Origin of the sequence: Curtobacterium sp. MCLR17_044 (genome assembly GCF_003234435.1) — a bacterium.
Taxonomy (GTDB): Bacteria; Actinomycetota; Actinomycetes; order Actinomycetales; family Microbacteriaceae; genus Curtobacterium; species Curtobacterium flaccumfaciens.
The window spans coordinates 83,330-97,554 of record NZ_QKTC01000012.1; the positions used below are offsets into that span (position 1 = coordinate 83,330).

Below are 14,225 nucleotides of genomic sequence, written 5' to 3' on the forward strand. Positions count from 1 at the left end.
GCACCGTCGAACCACGGGAGGCTCGGTGCCAGCTGGCACCGGGCCTCCCGTCCGTGGTCAGCGCGTCAGCGCTCGTCCAGGCGTCAGCGCTTGGTCGGCGTGGGCGTGGGGGTCGCGCTCGGCGTGGGCGTCGGGGTGGGCGTCGGGGTGGCGTCGGTCGCCCCGGCGGCCGTCACCACGAAGGTGCGGAAGTCGTCGTTCGTGACCGGGGAGGTCAACTCGTAGCGCTGCCCGTTCACGAGCACGAGCGGCGTGCCGGGGAACTCCTTGAGCGTCGACCCGGGGATCGTGCCGTCGGACACCGCCGTCGTCTGCTCGTCCACCCACTTGGCGTAGTCCTGGTCGGCGATGCAGCTCCGGACGGCGCTCCGTTCCTGCAGCCCCTGCACGCCCGTGACGACGTCGGTGAGCTCCGCGTCGGTCAGACCAGGGGTGCCCTCGTCCGGCTGCTTCGCGAAGAGCGCCTGGTTCACCGCGTAGAACTGGTTCGGGGAGTGCTCGGCGACGCAGGCGGCGGCGTTCGCGGCGCGGAGAGAGTACTTCGTGCCCTGCGAGCGGTTCGACAGGACCGCGACCGGGTGGATGTCCACCGTGGCCGCACCGGAGTCGACGAGGTCCTTGATGTAGTCGCCGTTCGCCTGCTCGAACTGGCCGCAGCCCGGGCAGAGGTAGTCGACGTACAGGGTGATCCGGACGGTGCCGGCGCCGTCGGTCGCGGCGCTGCTCGGCGACGCGGAGGCCGATCCGGACGCGGACGCCGCGACGGGCTTCAGGTCCTGCCCGATGGTGATGCCGCCCTGCGACATGGTCGACGGGCCGGGGCCGGCGGGCTTCACGGAGTCGACCAGTACGAGCGTGACGATCGTCGCGGCGGCGAGGAGCACGACCCCGAGCCCGATCTGCAGGCCGAGCCGGACACCACGCTGGCGTCGCTTCTGCTGGGTCCGGGCACGCTGGGCTCGCTGGCGGGCGGCTTCACGGCGCTCGTTCCGCGCGGCGCGGGCGGCACCCTCGGGGCGGTTGTTCATCGGTGCGTCGTCCTCCTGATCGGTGTCCGCTCGGCGTTCCCCTGCTCGGCGGACGGACCCGGCGATTGTAGTGGGGCGCTCTGGGAAGCCGCCGACCAAGGGGGAAAACACTGGCGCACCCGGGTGAACTCGTGTTGTATGAACCTCGACAGTCGACGGCGACTGTCCGGGGCCCGTACGGGCACACCGCTTCACTCGGATCGTCCGGCACGTACCTGCCGGTGAAGGAAGGACCGAACGCTCATGGCGTCCGTCACCTATGACAAGGCAACCCGTCTCTACCCCGGAGGCAACCGTCCCGCGGTCGACTCCCTCGACCTGGACGTCGCCGACGGCGAGTTCCTCGTCCTCGTCGGCCCCTCGGGCTGCGGCAAGTCCACCTCGCTCCGCATGCTGGCCGGCCTCGAAGAGGTCAACTCCGGTCAGATCCGCATCGGCGACCGCGACGTCACGGACGTCCCGCCGAAGGACCGCGACATCGCGATGGTGTTCCAGAACTACGCGCTGTACCCGCACATGACCGTCGCCGAGAACATGGGTTTCGCGCTCAAGATCGCCGGCGTCGGCAAGGAAGAGCGCGCCACCCGCGTGCAGGAAGCCGCCAAGCTCCTCGACCTCGAGGACTACCTCGGCCGCAAGCCGAAGGCGCTCTCCGGTGGTCAGCGTCAGCGCGTCGCGATGGGCCGTGCGATCGTCCGTCAGCCGCAGGTGTTCCTCATGGACGAGCCGCTGTCGAACCTCGACGCCAAGCTCCGCGTCCAGACCCGCACGCAGATCGCGTCGCTGCAGCGTCGTCTCGGCGTCACCACGGTCTACGTCACGCACGACCAGACCGAGGCCCTCACCATGGGTGACCGCATCGCGGTGCTCAAGGACGGCATCCTGCAGCAGGTCGGCACCCCGCGTGACCTGTACGAGAAGCCGAACAACGTGTTCGTCGCCGGCTTCATCGGTTCGCCGGCCATGAACCTGCTGCCCGCGGACGTCATCGAGGGCGGCATCAAGTTCGGCACGCTCAACCACGCGATCGACCGCGACACCCTGTCGAACGCCCGTGCCGCACAGATCACGGTCGGCATCCGCCCCGAGGACGTCATCGTGTCGCAGACCGGCGAGGGCCTGCCCGTCACGGTCGACGTCGTCGAGGAGCTCGGCGCCGACGGCTACCTCTACGGCCACGCCGACGTGAACGGCCAGCGCGCCGACATCGTCGCCCGTGTCGACGGTCGTGCACACCCGTCGATCGGTGACACGATCGTCATCACGCCGAAGCAGGGCCACGTCCACGCCTTCGACACCGAGTCGGGCGACCGCCTCGACGACAAGGCCGTCGTCAGCGCGTAACCAGCGCACTCCCCCGAGAGCCCGCGCCCGCCTCACAAGGGCGGACGCGGGCTCTCGGCTGTCCCCGACACCAGAGGAACCACCGTGCCCGACTCGATGTCCATCACCGCCGCCACCGTCGACCCCGGCCTGCTCGACCTGCCGTGGGACCTGCCACTCGCCGACTGGCCCGACGACACGATCGTCGCGCTGCCGAAGGGCATCTCGCGGCACCTCGTGCGGTTCGTGCACCTGAGCGGCTACGTCGCCGCGGTGAAGGAGACCGGCGAAGAGGTCGCCCGGTCCGAGTACGAGATGCTCCGGACCCTGCAGCGGATGGACGTGCCGTGCGTGGACCCGGTCGCGGTCATCACGAACCGCGTCGACGCCGACGGTGAACCACTGCACCCCGTGCTCGTGACCCGCCACCTGCGGTTCTCCCTGCCCTACCGCGCGCTCTACTCGCAGACGCTGCGCCCGGAGACCGCCACCCGTCTGGTCGACGCCCTCGCGCTGCTGCTCGTCCGCCTGCACGTCATCGGGTTCTACTGGGGCGACGTGTCCCTGTCGAACACGCTGTTCCGTCGCGACGCCGGCGCCTTCGCCGCGTACCTGGTCGACGCCGAGACCGGCAAGCTCTACCCCGGCGGGCTGTCGAACGGTCAGCGCGAGAACGACCTCGAGGTCGCCCGGGTGAACATCGCCGGCGAGCTGCTCGACCTCGAGGCCGGCGGGCGACTCGACGAGAACGCCGACCCCGTGGACGTGTCGAACCGCATCGTCGCCCAGTACCGGACGCTCTGGACCGAGCTCACCGGCACCGAGCAGTTCGACATCAAGGAACGCTGGCGCATCAACGACCGCGTCGAGCGCCTGAACGAGCTCGGCTTCGACATCGAAGAACTGTCGATCCACACGACCGAGGGCGGCTCGCAGGTCCGGATCCAGCCGAAGGTCGTCGACGCCGGGCACCACCAGCGCCGACTGCTGCGGCTCACCGGGCTCGACGCCGGCGAGAACCAGGCCCGGCGCCTGCTCAACGACCTCGACTCGTACCGTGCCCGCAACGGCCGTGACGAACTCGACGAGGAGATGGTGGCGCACGAGTGGGTCTCACGGGTCTTCGAGCCCGTCGTCCGCTCGATCCCCCGTGACCTGCGCGGTCGGCTCGAACCCGCCGAGGTGTTCCACGAGCTGCTCGAGCACCGCTGGTTCATGTCCCAGCAAGAGGAGCGTTCCGTCTCGCTGCCCGAGGCCACGACCGCCTACATCAACGACGTGCTCCGACACCGTCGCGACGAGCGCCTGCTCATCAACCCGCCGACCTCGTCGATCACCGTGCCGATCCCGGTGCTGGACGACGACGACGCCGACGAGTCCGACGAGTCCGACGACGTCGACGACTGGCGCGCCACGGTCTGACGCGGTCCCCGCTCGGTCACGACACCCCGCCGAGTGGGCGGCGACCGGTCGCAGACCGTCGACTGCGGCGTCGCGCAGCGACGACTCGTGACCGCACGGCGGGCACCAGCCAACGCGTCCTGACCGTTCGGGGGTCGGCAACGCGACCGCCTGGAGGCCCGGCCCGCGTCCCGGGGACCGGCGCCGGCCCTCCAGACCGTCACACCCAGCCCCGCCTGCCACCGTGAGCAGGAATGGTCGCCTCCCGCTCGGGGAGGCGACCATTCCTGCTCACGAAGTGCTGGGGCTACGCGGTGCGACGGCGCCGCGCGACCTCCCACAGGGTGACGCTCGCGGCGATGCCGGCGTTCAGGGACTCGGTGGCGCTCGAGATCGGGATCGACACGATGGCGTCGCAGGTCTCGGTGACCAGGCGCGACAGGCCCTTGCCCTCGGAACCGACGACGATCACGATCGGGCGGTCCGCGAGCTCGAGGCCGTCGAGCTCCACGTCACCGTCGCCGTCCAGGCCGAGGACGAACAGGCCCATCGACTTGAGCGACTTCAGGGTCTGCGTGAGGTTCGGGGCCATCGCGACCGGCGTGCGTGCGGCGGCCCCGGCCGAGGTCTTCCACGCCGACGCCGTCACGCCGACCGAACGACGCTGCGGCACGATGACGCCGTGTCCGCCGAACGCCGCGGTCGAGCGGATGATCGCGCCGAGGTTGCGGGGGTCGGTGATGCCGTCGAGTGCGACGAGCAGCGGGACCTGGTCACGCGAGAAGGCCTGCTCGACGATGTCCTCGGACACGGCGTACTGGTACGCCGGCACCTTGAGGGCGACGCCCTGGTGCACGCTGTCGTGTCCGGTGATGCGGTCGAGCTCGGGACGCATGAGCTCGATGATCGGCACGCCACGGTGGTTGGCGAGCGCGAGGATCTCCTTCACGCGGTCGTCGACCTCGATGCGCGACGCGATGTAGAGCGTCGACGACGGGGTCTTCGTGCGCAGGGCCTCGAGCACGGAGTTGCGCCCGGTCACCAGCTCGGAGTCGTCGGTCTTGCGTGCCGGCGGACGGCCCGTGCGACCCTGCGGGGTGCTCGAGGAACCGTGCCGGCCCTTGGCCGCCTCGAAGCGGTCCTTCGCGGCCTTGCGCTTGCCGGCCGGGTGGTACGGGCGGTCCTCGGCCTTCGGGGTCGGCTTGCGACCCTCGAGCGCCTGGGCGCCCTGTCCGCCGGAGCCGACCTGCTTGTTGCCCTTGCGACCGGTGCGGACGGCGCCGGGCCGACCCTTCTTGCTTCCCGAGACGTTCTTCATGCGTAGCTCCTGTTCGGCACTGCCGTGTTCAGGCGATGCTCCAGCGTGTTCCGGACGGCGTGTCCTCGATCGTGATGCCCGCGGCGGCGAGGTCGTCGCGCACGCGGTCGGCCGCGGTGAAGTCCCGTGCTGCCCTGGCGTCCGCGCGCTCCTGCACGAGGCGTTCGACGAGGGCGGCGAGCGGGCCTGCCGAGGTGTCATGGCCGCCGCCCGACCAGTGGGCGGCTCGCGGGTCGATGCCGAGCACCTCCACCATCGCAGCCACCTGATGGTACGCGGTCCCGAGCGTTTCCGCATCGTCGGCGTCCAGTGCAGCGTTGCCGGTGCGCACGGTCTCGTGCAGCACGGCCAGGGCCTGGGGCACGGAGAGGTCGTCGTCCATGGCCGCGGCGAAGGCGTCGGGCACGGCCGGGGCGTCGGCAAGGTGGAAGCCCTCGAGCCGGGTCTCGGCGCGCTCGAGGAACCCGGCGATGCGGTCGTACGCCGCCTCGGCCTCGGCCAGGGAGCCCTCGTGGTGATCGATCGACGAGCGGTAGTGGGCGGCACCGAGGAAGTAGCGGACGACGGCGGGACGGGCGGATCCGAGGAAGTCCGCCGCGAAGATCGAGTTGCCGAGCGACTTCGACATCTTCTGCCCCTCGACCGTCACCAGGCCGTTGTGCAGCCAGTAGGACGCGAACGGGTCCCCGGCGGCCGTGGACTGCGCGAGCTCGTTCTCGTGGTGCGGGAAGCGCAGGTCGAGCCCGCCGCCGTGGATGTCGAACGCGGGGCCGAGGTACCGGCGCGACATCGCCGAGCACTCGATGTGCCAGCCCGGGCGGCCTGCGCCCCACGGGGAGTCCCAGTTGGCCGTCGACGGCTCGCCGGGCTTCGCACCCTTCCAGAGCGCGAAGTCACGGGCGTCGCGCTTGCCACGCGGATCGGCGTCGGCGGCCTCGACCATGTCCTCGCGCCGCTGCCGGGTGAGCACCCCGTAGTCGGCCCAGCTGCCGGTGTCGAAGTAGACGTCACCCGAGCCGTCGTCGGCGGCGTAGGCGTGCCCGCGGTCGATCAGGCGCTGGATGATCTCGTGCATCTGCGGCACGCTCGCCGTGGCGCGGGGCTCGTAGGTCGGGGGCAGGATGCCGAGGGCGTTGTACGCGGCCGTGAACTCGAGCTCGACCCGGTAGGCGCGGGCGAACCACTCCTCGTCGGTGCCTGCCGCCAGGTCGAGGACCTTGTCGTCGATGTCGGTGACGTTGCGCACCAGGGTCACCCGGTACCCACGGTGGGTGAGCCACCGACGCCAGATGTCGTAGACGAGCGCGGACCGCAGGTGCCCGATGTGCGGCGACGACTGCACCGTCGGACCACAGACGTAGACGCTCACGTGTCCGTCGACCAGGGGCACGAGGTCGACGACGGCTGCGGCGCGGGAGTCGTAGAGGCGAACGGTCACGCCTCAACCATAATCGGCGCGGGGCCGCGGTTTCAGGAGGGACGCACGAGTGCCGTGGCGATCGCCGCGAGCCCCTCGCCACGGCCGGTGAACCCGAGCCCGTCGGTCGTCGTGCCGGACACGGCGACGGGCGCACCGACGACCGCGGACAGGGCGTCCTGCATCTCGTCACGCCGGCGGCCGATGCGCGGCCGGTTGCCGATGACCTGCACGGTGACGGACACCGGCACGAGCCCGGCGTCCGCGAGCAGCGCGACCGCGCCGCGGACGAACACGTCGCCCGTGGCGCCGGCGTACTGCGGGTCGGCGGTGCCGAAGCGTCCGCCGATGTCGCCGAGGCCCCCGGCAGAGAGCAGGGCGTCGCACACCGCGTGCGCAACCGCGTCACCGTCGCTGTGCCCGGACAGGCCGGGCTCGCCGGGGAAGTCGAGCAGCCCCACGCGGCAGGGCGAGGCGTCGTCGAAGGCGTGCACGTCGACCCCGAGCCCGAGTCGGACCGCGACGACGGCGTCAGCCGGGTTGGCCCCCGCCGCACCGGCAGCCGCACCAGCACCAGCACCAGCCTCGGTCCGCGCCCGCACGATCGACTCGGCCCGGCCGAGGTCCCACGGCGTCGTGATCTTGAAGGCGTCGGCGTCACCCGGCACAAAGCGCACGGTGCCCCCGACGGCCTGGAACACCCCGGCGTCGTCCGTCTCGGACTGCGACGACACCGCGTAGGCCTGCCGCAGTGCCGCGAGCGGGAAGCCCTGCGGCGTCTGCACCCCGACGAGCGCCGCACGGTCGACGGTCTCGACGACGACGTCACCGTCGACCCGCTTGACCGTGTCCGTGACGGGGAGTGCCGGCACGACGCCCGCACCGTCACCGGCGGCGACGGCGTCGAACACCCGCGAGAACTGTGCCGCGGGCGTGAGGCACCGCGCCGCGTCGTGCACGAGCACCGTGTCGACGGAGTCCGGCAGGAGGGCCAGGCCGGCCTCGACCGACCCGTGGCGATCCGCGCCTCCGGCGACGACGTCCGTGTACGCGACCGCAGCACCCGCGACCGAACCGACCACCTGGCGGCACTCGTCCAGGTGCGACGCCGGTGCGACCACGACGACGAGCGTCGGTGACGGCAAGGCGAACAGGGGTTCGAGCGCCCGCGCGAGCATCAGCGAACCGGCCACGGGCACGAACGCCTTCGCGGTCCCGATGCCGAGCCGGGTGCCGGAGCCCGCCGCAACGACGACGACCGCCCGGTCCACCCCTTCGGGGAACCGTGCGGTCGTCGTTCGTGCTGTCGTGTTCAGTGCGCTGTCGTCAGGCTCAGGAAGCCAGGACCTCGTCGAGGACGGTCGATGCCTTGTCCTCGTCGGTCTTCTCGGCCAGCGCGAGCTCGGAGATCAGGATCTGCCGGGCCTTGGCCAGCATCCGCTTCTCACCCGCGGAGAGCCCGCGGTCCTGATCGCGCCGCCAGAGGTCGCGGACGACCTCGGACACCTTGATGACGTCACCGGAAGCGAGCTTCTCGAGGTTCGCCTTGTAGCGGCGTGACCAGTTGGTGGGCTCTTCCGTGAACGGTGCCCGGAGGACCTCGAACACCTTGTCGAGTCCTTCCTTGCCGATCACGTCGCGGACGCCGACCAGGTCGACGTTGTCCGCCGGGACCTCGATCGTCAGGTCACCCTGCGTCACCCGCAGTTTCAGGTAGACCTTTTCCTCGCCCTTGATGACGCGAGTCTTGACTTCAGAGATGGTTGCCGCCCCGTGATGGGGGTAGACGACGGTCTCGCCGACCTCGAATTGCATGTATCAGGCTCCGTTCCCAGACATCCAGTTTACCACAAGGGCCGTTCCGGTAAGGGGACCCTCAACGCTCACCCCTCCCGGTGATCGCTAGGATGGGCGCGGGGACCGCCCGGTCTCCATCGTGACTTACGGAGGAATCTCTTGCGACCTCGGGTACTCGTGTCCGTCGCCGTTGCGGCAACCATCGCGCTCGGCGCCACCGGGTGCGAGTTCATGTCGCCGGCCCACACCGTCGACATCAAGCAGATCACCGACGGCGTGGACGTCTCGACCGGCAAGGTCGACGTGCGGAACGCCCTCCTGATCTCGGACGACGGTGAGAGCGCCCGCTTCATCGGCACGCTGGTGAACAACGACGACCAGGACGACTACACCGTCTCGATCGAGATCGGCGGCGACACCCAGACCGTCGACGTGCCGGCGAACACCCACGTCGACCTCGCCATGGCCGCGGGTGCGGGCAGTGACGACGAGTCGAGCGTGCAAGAGGGCGACACCACGCAGGGCACCACCGCCGGTGACGCCGAGCCGATCGTGTTCGACAACGCGGACGCCAAGCCCGGTTCGCTCGTGAAGGTCTACTTCAGCTACCCCGACGCCGAGGGCACCTCGGCCAACGTGCCGGTGCTGACGAGCTCGCAGGAGGAGTACCAGACCCTCGCGCCGAGCCCGACCCCGACGCCCACCTCGACGTCCCCGTCCGAGAGCGGCGCACAGTCGACCGGCGAGGCCGTGCCCGGCACGCAGCCGACGGACTCGCAGACGGATTCGTCCGAGGGCGACAACGGCACCAACTGACGCCGACGGGCGCGGCTGACACCGCGCCCGGACCGTTCGCACAGGAGGCCCGGTGCGAGTCCCAGGGACTCGCACCGGGCCTCCTGTCCGTCCGTCTCAGGCCTCGATGCGGTACCCGAGACCGCGGACCGTCACCAGGATCTCGGGGGTCGACGGAACCCGCTCGATCTTCGAGCGGATGCGCTTGATGTGCACGTCGAGGGTCTTGGTGTCGCCGAAGTAGTCGGAACCCCACACGCGGTCGATGAGCTGCCCGCGGGTCAGCACACGGCCGGCGTTCCGGAGCAGCAGCTCGAGGAGCTCGAACTCCTTGAGCGGCATCGGGGTCTCGGACCCGTCGACCGACACCGTGTGCCGCTCGACGTCCATCCGGATGCCGCCGACCTGCAGGATGCCGCTGTCCGCCGGGTCGTCCTCGGTGCGGCGACGGAGCACGGCACGGATCCGGGCCAGCAGCTCCCGGGTCGAGTACGGCTTCGTCACGTAGTCGTCGGCGCCGAGCTCGAGCCCGACGACGATGTCCACCTCCGAGTCCTTCGCGGTCAGCATGATGATCGGTGCGTTCGACCGGGTCCGGATCTGCCGGCACACCTCGGTGCCGCTCAGGCCCGGCAGCATGAGGTCGAGGAGCACCAGGTCGGGGTTCTCCGCGTCGAACTTCGACAGCGCGGTCACGCCGTCGGCAGCGACGGAGGTCTCGTACCCCTCACGCTGCAGCAGGAACTCCAGGGGCTCGCTCAGGGCCGGCTCGTCGTCGACGATGAGGATCTTGGTCACGATGGCTGCTCTTCCAGTTGCTCTTCGAGTGCTGTGGTCAGTTCGGGATCTGCCTCGGGCAGACGGATGGTGAAGGTCGAGCCCTTGCCGGGCTGCGACCAGACGCGCACGTCACCACCGTGGTTGCTGACGACGTGCTTGACGATCGCGAGCCCGAGGCCGGTGCCCCCGGTGGCGCGCGACCGTGCGGGATCGACACGGTAGAACCGTTCGAAGACGCGGTCGAGGTCGGCCTCGGGGATGCCGACGCCCTGGTCGGTGATGGCGATCTCGACGAAGCCCTTCGAGGACCGGACGCCCACGCCGACGCGGGTGTTGTCCGGCGAGTACTTCACCGCGTTGGCGATGAGGTTCGACACCGCGACCTGCAGGAGCCCGCGGTCGCCCATCACCCGCAGCTTCGACTTCTTGGCACGGATGATCTCGATCGAGCGGGCGCGGGCGACGACCTCGTTCGCGTCGATGGCGGCCTGCACGATCTTGTCGATGCCGGTCTCCTCGCTGTTCTCGAGCGCGTCGACGGACTGCAGCCGGGACAGCTCGATGATGTCCTTCGTCAGCGCTCCGAGCCGCTCGGACTCGGTGATGAGCTGCGCGGCGAACTTCTTCACGTGCACGGGGTCGTCGGCGGCGAGGACGAGGGTCTCGGACAGCAGGCCGATGGCACCGATCGGCGTCTTCAGCTCGTGCGAGATGTTGGCGACGAAGTCGCGGCGGACCTCGTCGATGCGCCGGCTCTCGGTCAGGTCGTCCGCCGTGAGCAGGACGTACCGGTTGCCGAGCTGGGCGGCACGGAAGCTGAGGTAGCCGATGAGCTCCCCGTGGCGGCCACGCGGCAGCTCGAGGTCCTCCGACCCCATCTCCCCGCTCTTGCGCACCCGGTCGATGAGCTCGAGCAGTTCGTGGTGCACCAGGCGCCGGCGCACGACGAGCCCCGCCGTGAGGGCCTGGGGGGATGCCGCGACGACGGTGTTCGACGGGTCGATGACGACCGCCGGGTTGTGCATCGTCGCGATGACCGCTGCGACGCCGTCCGGCAGGGTCCGCTCCGCCACGTCGGCAGCACGTGCCGTCCGCTCGGCGGTGATGATCAGCACCACGACGCCCGCGCCGAAGACCCCGCCGAGGAGCATCGACAGTGGCACGAGCCACGCGTTGTCCATGCCGCCAGTGTAGGGATGGTCATGCGGGGTTCCGGTACCGTTCACCGTCTGCGGAAGGCCAGAACGCGAAGCGTTCAGCCCCGCGTCACCGTTCGTTCACCTGGGCTGACGACACTCGTCCGGTACGCAGAGAGAGGTACTCCCCCATGCGCGAAGTCTTCCAGCAGGAACTCCAGGACGTCCAGGAGCGACTGACCGAGATCGCCGGGCTCGTCGAGTCCGCCATCACCCGAGCCACCCAGGCCTTCAGCGACTCCGACGTCGCCCTCGCCGAAGAGGTGATCGCCGACGACGAGAAGATCGACCTCGCCGCGAACAGCCTCGATGAGATCGCGATCGACATCCTCGCCCGCCAGGCCCCGGTCGCCCGCGACCTGCGCGTCGTCGTCACCGCCCTGCGCGTCAGCTCCTCGCTCGAGCGCATGGGCGACATGGCCGAGCACATCGCGCAGCTCGCCCGCCAGCGCTTCCCCGAGAAGGTCGTGCCGAAGGGCCTGCGCAGCACCTTCAAGGAGATGGGCCGGCACGACGTCGCGATGGCGCAGAAGCTCACGCGGCTGCTCGCCACCGAGGACATCGCGCTGTCGGCCGAGATCCGCGACGAGGACGACGCCGTCGACGAGCTGCACGCCAGCGTCTTCGACTTCGTGCTCGGCGAGGCCTGGAAGGGCGGTCCGATCGACACCGTCGACGCGACCCTCGCCTCCCGCTACCACGAGCGCTTCGCCGACCACGCGGTCTCGATCGCCAAGAAGGTCGAGTACCTGGCGACCGGCGACTGGACCGGCGCGTCCACCTCGACCGCGGCGGTCTGACCCGGCCCGATCGGTCTGACCCGACCCGATCGGTCTGACCCGGCCCGATCGGTCTGCGAGGATCGTGGCATGGCCCAGGTCGCGATCATCGTCAACGGCATGCCCGGTTCCGGCAAGAGCAGCATCGGCACGGCACTCGCCGAGGTGCTCGGCTGCCCGTTCCTGTCGAAGGACCGCATCAAGGAGCCCCTCGCCGACGTCGTCGGCCCGATGATCGCCTCGCGGCCGCTCGGCGGCATCGCGATGGACACGATGTGGTCCATGGCGCGGGCCGTCGAGAACGGGGTCGTCCTCGACGCCGTCTGGCTGCCGTCCCGTGACCGCGACCTCCTGGAGGCCGGACTCGCGTCCGCCGGGTCGCCTCGCGCCGTCGAGGTGTGGTGCGACACGGACCGCGCCACCGCCGAGGAGCGGCTGCGCGACCGGTACGAGCCGGGCACCGTGCCGGTGCGGCACGAGGTGCACGGGGACCTGGCCGACGTGCTGGCCTTCTGGGACGAGCACGGCGACGACGCCCGGCCCGTCGGTCTTCCCGGCGTGCCGGTGATCCGGGTCGACACGACGAAGCCCTACGACGTCGGGGCGCTGGTGCAGGAGATCGCGTCGCACTTCGTCTGACCAGCCACGGCTCGTCGGGCCGACCACGCTGCCGAAGCGACAGGTCGTCGACGGGGCGATCCGTTCCTCCTGGCAGAGCGACAGGAGTCGGCGGAACGTTCGCGACCCACTGTCGCTTTCGCGAAGCCCCGCACACACACGAACGCCCCGCCCGGATGCCGGACGGGGCGTTCTGCGTGGGTGCTACTTCTTGGCGCCCTGGGCGGCCACGGCGGCGGCGCCGGCTGCGGCGGCCTCGGGGTCCAGGTAGTACGCGGGCTTCGTCGGCGTGAAGTCGTCGTCGAGCTCGTACACCAGCGGGATGCCCGTCGGGATGTTCAGGCCGGCGATGTCGTCGTCGGAGATGCCGTCGAGGTGCTTCACGAGCGCCCGCAGCGAGTTGCCGTGGGCCGTCACCAGCACGGTCTTGCCGGCGGCGAGGTCCTTCGTGATGTCGGACTCCCAGTAGGGCAGCAGACGGTCGATCACGAGCTTGAGTGACTCGGTGCGGGGCAGCCGGTCGCCGAGCTCGGCGTAGCGGCGGTCACCGAACTGCGACCACTCGGCGTCGTCGGCGATGGGGGGCGGCGGGACGTCGAACGAGCGGCGCCACTCCATGAACTGCTGCTCGCCGTACTCGGCCAGGGTCTGGGCCTTGTCCTTGCCCTGCAGGTCGCCGTAGTGGCGCTCGTTGAGGCGCCAGTCGCGCTTCACCGGCAGCCAGGCCAGGTCGGCCTGCAGCAGCGCGATGTCCGCCGTCTGGATCGCACGGGTCAGGAGCGAGGTGTACAGGACGTCGGGGACGATGCCGGACTCGGCGATGAGGTCGCCGGCGCGCTTCGCCTCCTTCTCGCCCAGCTCGCTGAGCCGGACGTCGACCCAACCGGTGAACAGGTTCTTCTGGTTCCAGTCACTGTTGCCGTGACGGAGCAGGACGAGCGTGGAGGTCATGCCTCCGAGTCTACCGAGCGGTACCGGCCCCGTACCCTTGACGCATGCCCATCGGGAACGTGACGCGCGGGACGACCGGGTACAACCGGCTCCGCCGCGTCGACCGGTGGATCGCGACCCTGCCGGTGCTGCGCCGGACGGACGACCCGCTCGTCGCCGACGTCGGCTACGGGGCCTCGCCGACCACCACGCTCGAACTGCGCGACCGGCTGGCCGCCGTCCGACCCGACGTCGAGGTGACCGGCATCGAGATCGAGCCCTCGCGGGTCGCGCTCGCGAACGCAGGCACCCGCGACGGCGTGACGTTCCGCCTGGGTGGCTTCGAGACCCCGACGCCCGGGCAGCGCCGGCCCGCCGTCATCCGGGCGTTCAACGTGCTGCGGCAGTACGACGAGTCCGCGGTGGTCGGGTCGTGGCGGATCATGCAGGACCGGCTGCAGCCCGGCGGTGCGCTCGTCGAGGGGACCTGCAACGAGGTCGGCCGGGTCGCATCGTGGGTGACACTCGACGACGTCGCGCCGCAGACCTTCACGGTGTCGCTCCGGCTCGCCGGGCTCGACGTACCCTCGATCGTCGCCGAGCGGCTGCCCAAGGCCCTGATCCACCGCAACGTGCCCGGCGAGCGGGTGCACGCGTTCTTGCGCGACCTCGACCTGTCGTGGGCGGTCGCGGCTCCGCTCGGCACGTACGGGCCCCGGCAGCGGTGGATCGCCACGGTGCGCGGGATGCGTGACCGCGGCTGGCCGGTGCTGCACGGGGTGACGCGCTGGCGGCTCGGCGAGCTCAGCGTCCCGTGGTCGGCCGTCGAGCCCGCCTGACCCT

The 14,225-nt window shown here is 70.6% G+C and carries 14 protein-coding genes; 6 read left to right on the forward strand and 8 right to left on the reverse strand.

Annotation, left to right across the window (positions count from 1 at the left end):
* Positions 1-83: 83 nt before the first annotated feature.
* Positions 84-1,028 (reverse strand): thioredoxin domain-containing protein, encoded by a 945-nt coding sequence (locus DEJ04_RS18815; protein WP_111047012.1) that lies wholly within the window; start codon positions 1,026-1,028, stop codon positions 84-86.
* A 243-nt stretch (positions 1,029-1,271) separates the two neighbouring features.
* Between DEJ04_RS18815 and DEJ04_RS10315 the strand changes: the two genes are divergently transcribed.
* On the forward strand, positions 1,272-2,372 hold the full coding sequence (locus tag DEJ04_RS10315; RefSeq protein ID WP_071404078.1) for an ABC transporter ATP-binding protein: 1,101 nt from the start codon (positions 1,272-1,274) through the stop codon (positions 2,370-2,372).
* Positions 2,373-2,456: 84 nt separating this feature from the next.
* Positions 2,457-3,773 carry a DUF4032 domain-containing protein gene (locus DEJ04_RS10320; protein WP_111024143.1) on the forward strand — a complete coding sequence of 439 codons (1,317 nt, stop codon included), beginning with the start codon at positions 2,457-2,459 and terminating at the stop codon, positions 3,771-3,773.
* A 286-nt stretch (positions 3,774-4,059) separates the two neighbouring features.
* Here the strand turns inward: DEJ04_RS10320 and rlmB are convergent, their stop codons facing one another.
* From rlmB to DEJ04_RS10340, 4 genes are read right to left on the reverse strand one after another with little or no spacing between them, the layout of a single operon-like run.
* Positions 4,060-5,070, reverse strand: a complete 1,011-nt coding sequence (gene rlmB / locus DEJ04_RS10325) for a 23S rRNA (guanosine(2251)-2'-O)-methyltransferase RlmB (RefSeq protein WP_027466607.1) — start codon at positions 5,068-5,070, stop codon at positions 4,060-4,062.
* Positions 5,071-5,098: 28 nt separating this feature from the next.
* Complete coding sequence (gene cysS / locus DEJ04_RS10330) at positions 5,099-6,508, reverse strand: cysteine--tRNA ligase (protein WP_111047013.1); 1,410 nt, start codon at positions 6,506-6,508, stop codon at positions 5,099-5,101.
* A gap of 32 nt (positions 6,509-6,540) precedes the next feature.
* Entirely contained in the window at positions 6,541-7,803 is a 1,263-nt protein-coding gene (gene ispD / locus DEJ04_RS10335) for a 2-C-methyl-D-erythritol 4-phosphate cytidylyltransferase (protein WP_375334731.1), read from the reverse strand.
* A gap of 16 nt (positions 7,804-7,819) precedes the next feature.
* Positions 7,820-8,302, reverse strand: coding sequence for a CarD family transcriptional regulator (locus DEJ04_RS10340; RefSeq protein ID WP_017888066.1), 483 nt, complete (start codon positions 8,300-8,302; stop codon positions 7,820-7,822).
* A gap of 141 nt (positions 8,303-8,443) precedes the next feature.
* Between DEJ04_RS10340 and DEJ04_RS10345 the strand changes: the two genes are divergently transcribed.
* A complete protein-coding gene (locus tag DEJ04_RS10345) occupies positions 8,444-9,100 on the forward strand; it encodes a hypothetical protein (protein WP_128780543.1) in 657 nt (218 codons plus the stop codon).
* Between the two features lie 96 nt (positions 9,101-9,196).
* On the opposite strand, the gene DEJ04_RS10350 is transcribed toward DEJ04_RS10345, so the two are convergent.
* A complete protein-coding gene (locus DEJ04_RS10350; RefSeq protein WP_027466611.1) occupies positions 9,197-9,877 on the reverse strand; it encodes a response regulator transcription factor in 681 nt (226 codons plus the stop codon).
* Positions 9,874-11,040 carry a cell wall metabolism sensor histidine kinase WalK gene (locus tag DEJ04_RS10355; protein ID WP_071404724.1) on the reverse strand — a complete coding sequence of 389 codons (1,167 nt, stop codon included), beginning with the start codon at positions 11,038-11,040 and terminating at the stop codon, positions 9,874-9,876. Before DEJ04_RS10355 ends, DEJ04_RS10350 begins: the two co-directional genes overlap by 4 nt.
* A gap of 146 nt (positions 11,041-11,186) precedes the next feature.
* On the opposite strand from DEJ04_RS10355, the gene phoU reads away from it, so the two are divergent.
* Positions 11,187-11,855, forward strand: coding sequence for a phosphate signaling complex protein PhoU (gene phoU, locus DEJ04_RS10360; protein ID WP_027466613.1), 669 nt, complete (start codon positions 11,187-11,189; stop codon positions 11,853-11,855).
* 69 nt (positions 11,856-11,924) lie between these two features.
* Positions 11,925-12,473 (forward strand): AAA family ATPase, encoded by a 549-nt coding sequence (locus DEJ04_RS10365; protein ID WP_111047015.1) that lies wholly within the window; start codon positions 11,925-11,927, stop codon positions 12,471-12,473.
* 183 nt (positions 12,474-12,656) lie between these two features.
* Here DEJ04_RS10365 and DEJ04_RS10370 read toward each other — a convergent pair whose 3' ends face one another.
* Positions 12,657-13,403, reverse strand: coding sequence for a phosphoglyceromutase (locus DEJ04_RS10370; RefSeq protein WP_111029059.1), 747 nt, complete (start codon positions 13,401-13,403; stop codon positions 12,657-12,659).
* A 44-nt stretch (positions 13,404-13,447) separates the two neighbouring features.
* Here DEJ04_RS10370 and DEJ04_RS10375 point away from each other — a divergent pair, with 44 nt between their 5' ends.
* The gene (locus DEJ04_RS10375; protein ID WP_110863119.1) at positions 13,448-14,221 is read left to right on the forward strand and encodes a class I SAM-dependent methyltransferase; all 774 of its coding nucleotides are present in this window, start codon (positions 13,448-13,450) and stop codon (positions 14,219-14,221) included.
* The last annotated feature ends 4 nt before the right edge of the window (positions 14,222-14,225 follow it).

Bases quoted from the DNA above. Each gene is read 5' to 3' on its own strand.
- DEJ04_RS18815 (WP_111047012.1), bottom strand. From the start codon at position 1,028: ATGAACAACCGCCCCGAGGGTGCCGCCCGCGCCGCGCGGAACGAGCGC.
- DEJ04_RS10315 (WP_071404078.1), top strand. From the start codon at position 1,272: ATGGCGTCCGTCACCTATGACAAGGCAACCCGTCTCTACCCCGGAGGC.
- rlmB (WP_027466607.1), bottom strand. From the start codon at position 5,070: ATGAAGAACGTCTCGGGAAGCAAGAAGGGTCGGCCCGGCGCCGTCCGC.
- DEJ04_RS10340 (WP_017888066.1), bottom strand. From the start codon at position 8,302: ATGCAATTCGAGGTCGGCGAGACCGTCGTCTACCCCCATCACGGGGCG.
- DEJ04_RS10355 (WP_071404724.1), bottom strand. From the start codon at position 11,040: ATGGACAACGCGTGGCTCGTGCCACTGTCGATGCTCCTCGGCGGGGTC.
- phoU (WP_027466613.1), top strand. From the start codon at position 11,187: ATGCGCGAAGTCTTCCAGCAGGAACTCCAGGACGTCCAGGAGCGACTG.
- DEJ04_RS10365 (WP_111047015.1), top strand. From the start codon at position 11,925: ATGGCCCAGGTCGCGATCATCGTCAACGGCATGCCCGGTTCCGGCAAG.
- DEJ04_RS10370 (WP_111029059.1), bottom strand. From the start codon at position 13,403: ATGACCTCCACGCTCGTCCTGCTCCGTCACGGCAACAGTGACTGGAAC.
- DEJ04_RS10375 (WP_110863119.1), top strand. From the start codon at position 13,448: ATGCCCATCGGGAACGTGACGCGCGGGACGACCGGGTACAACCGGCTC.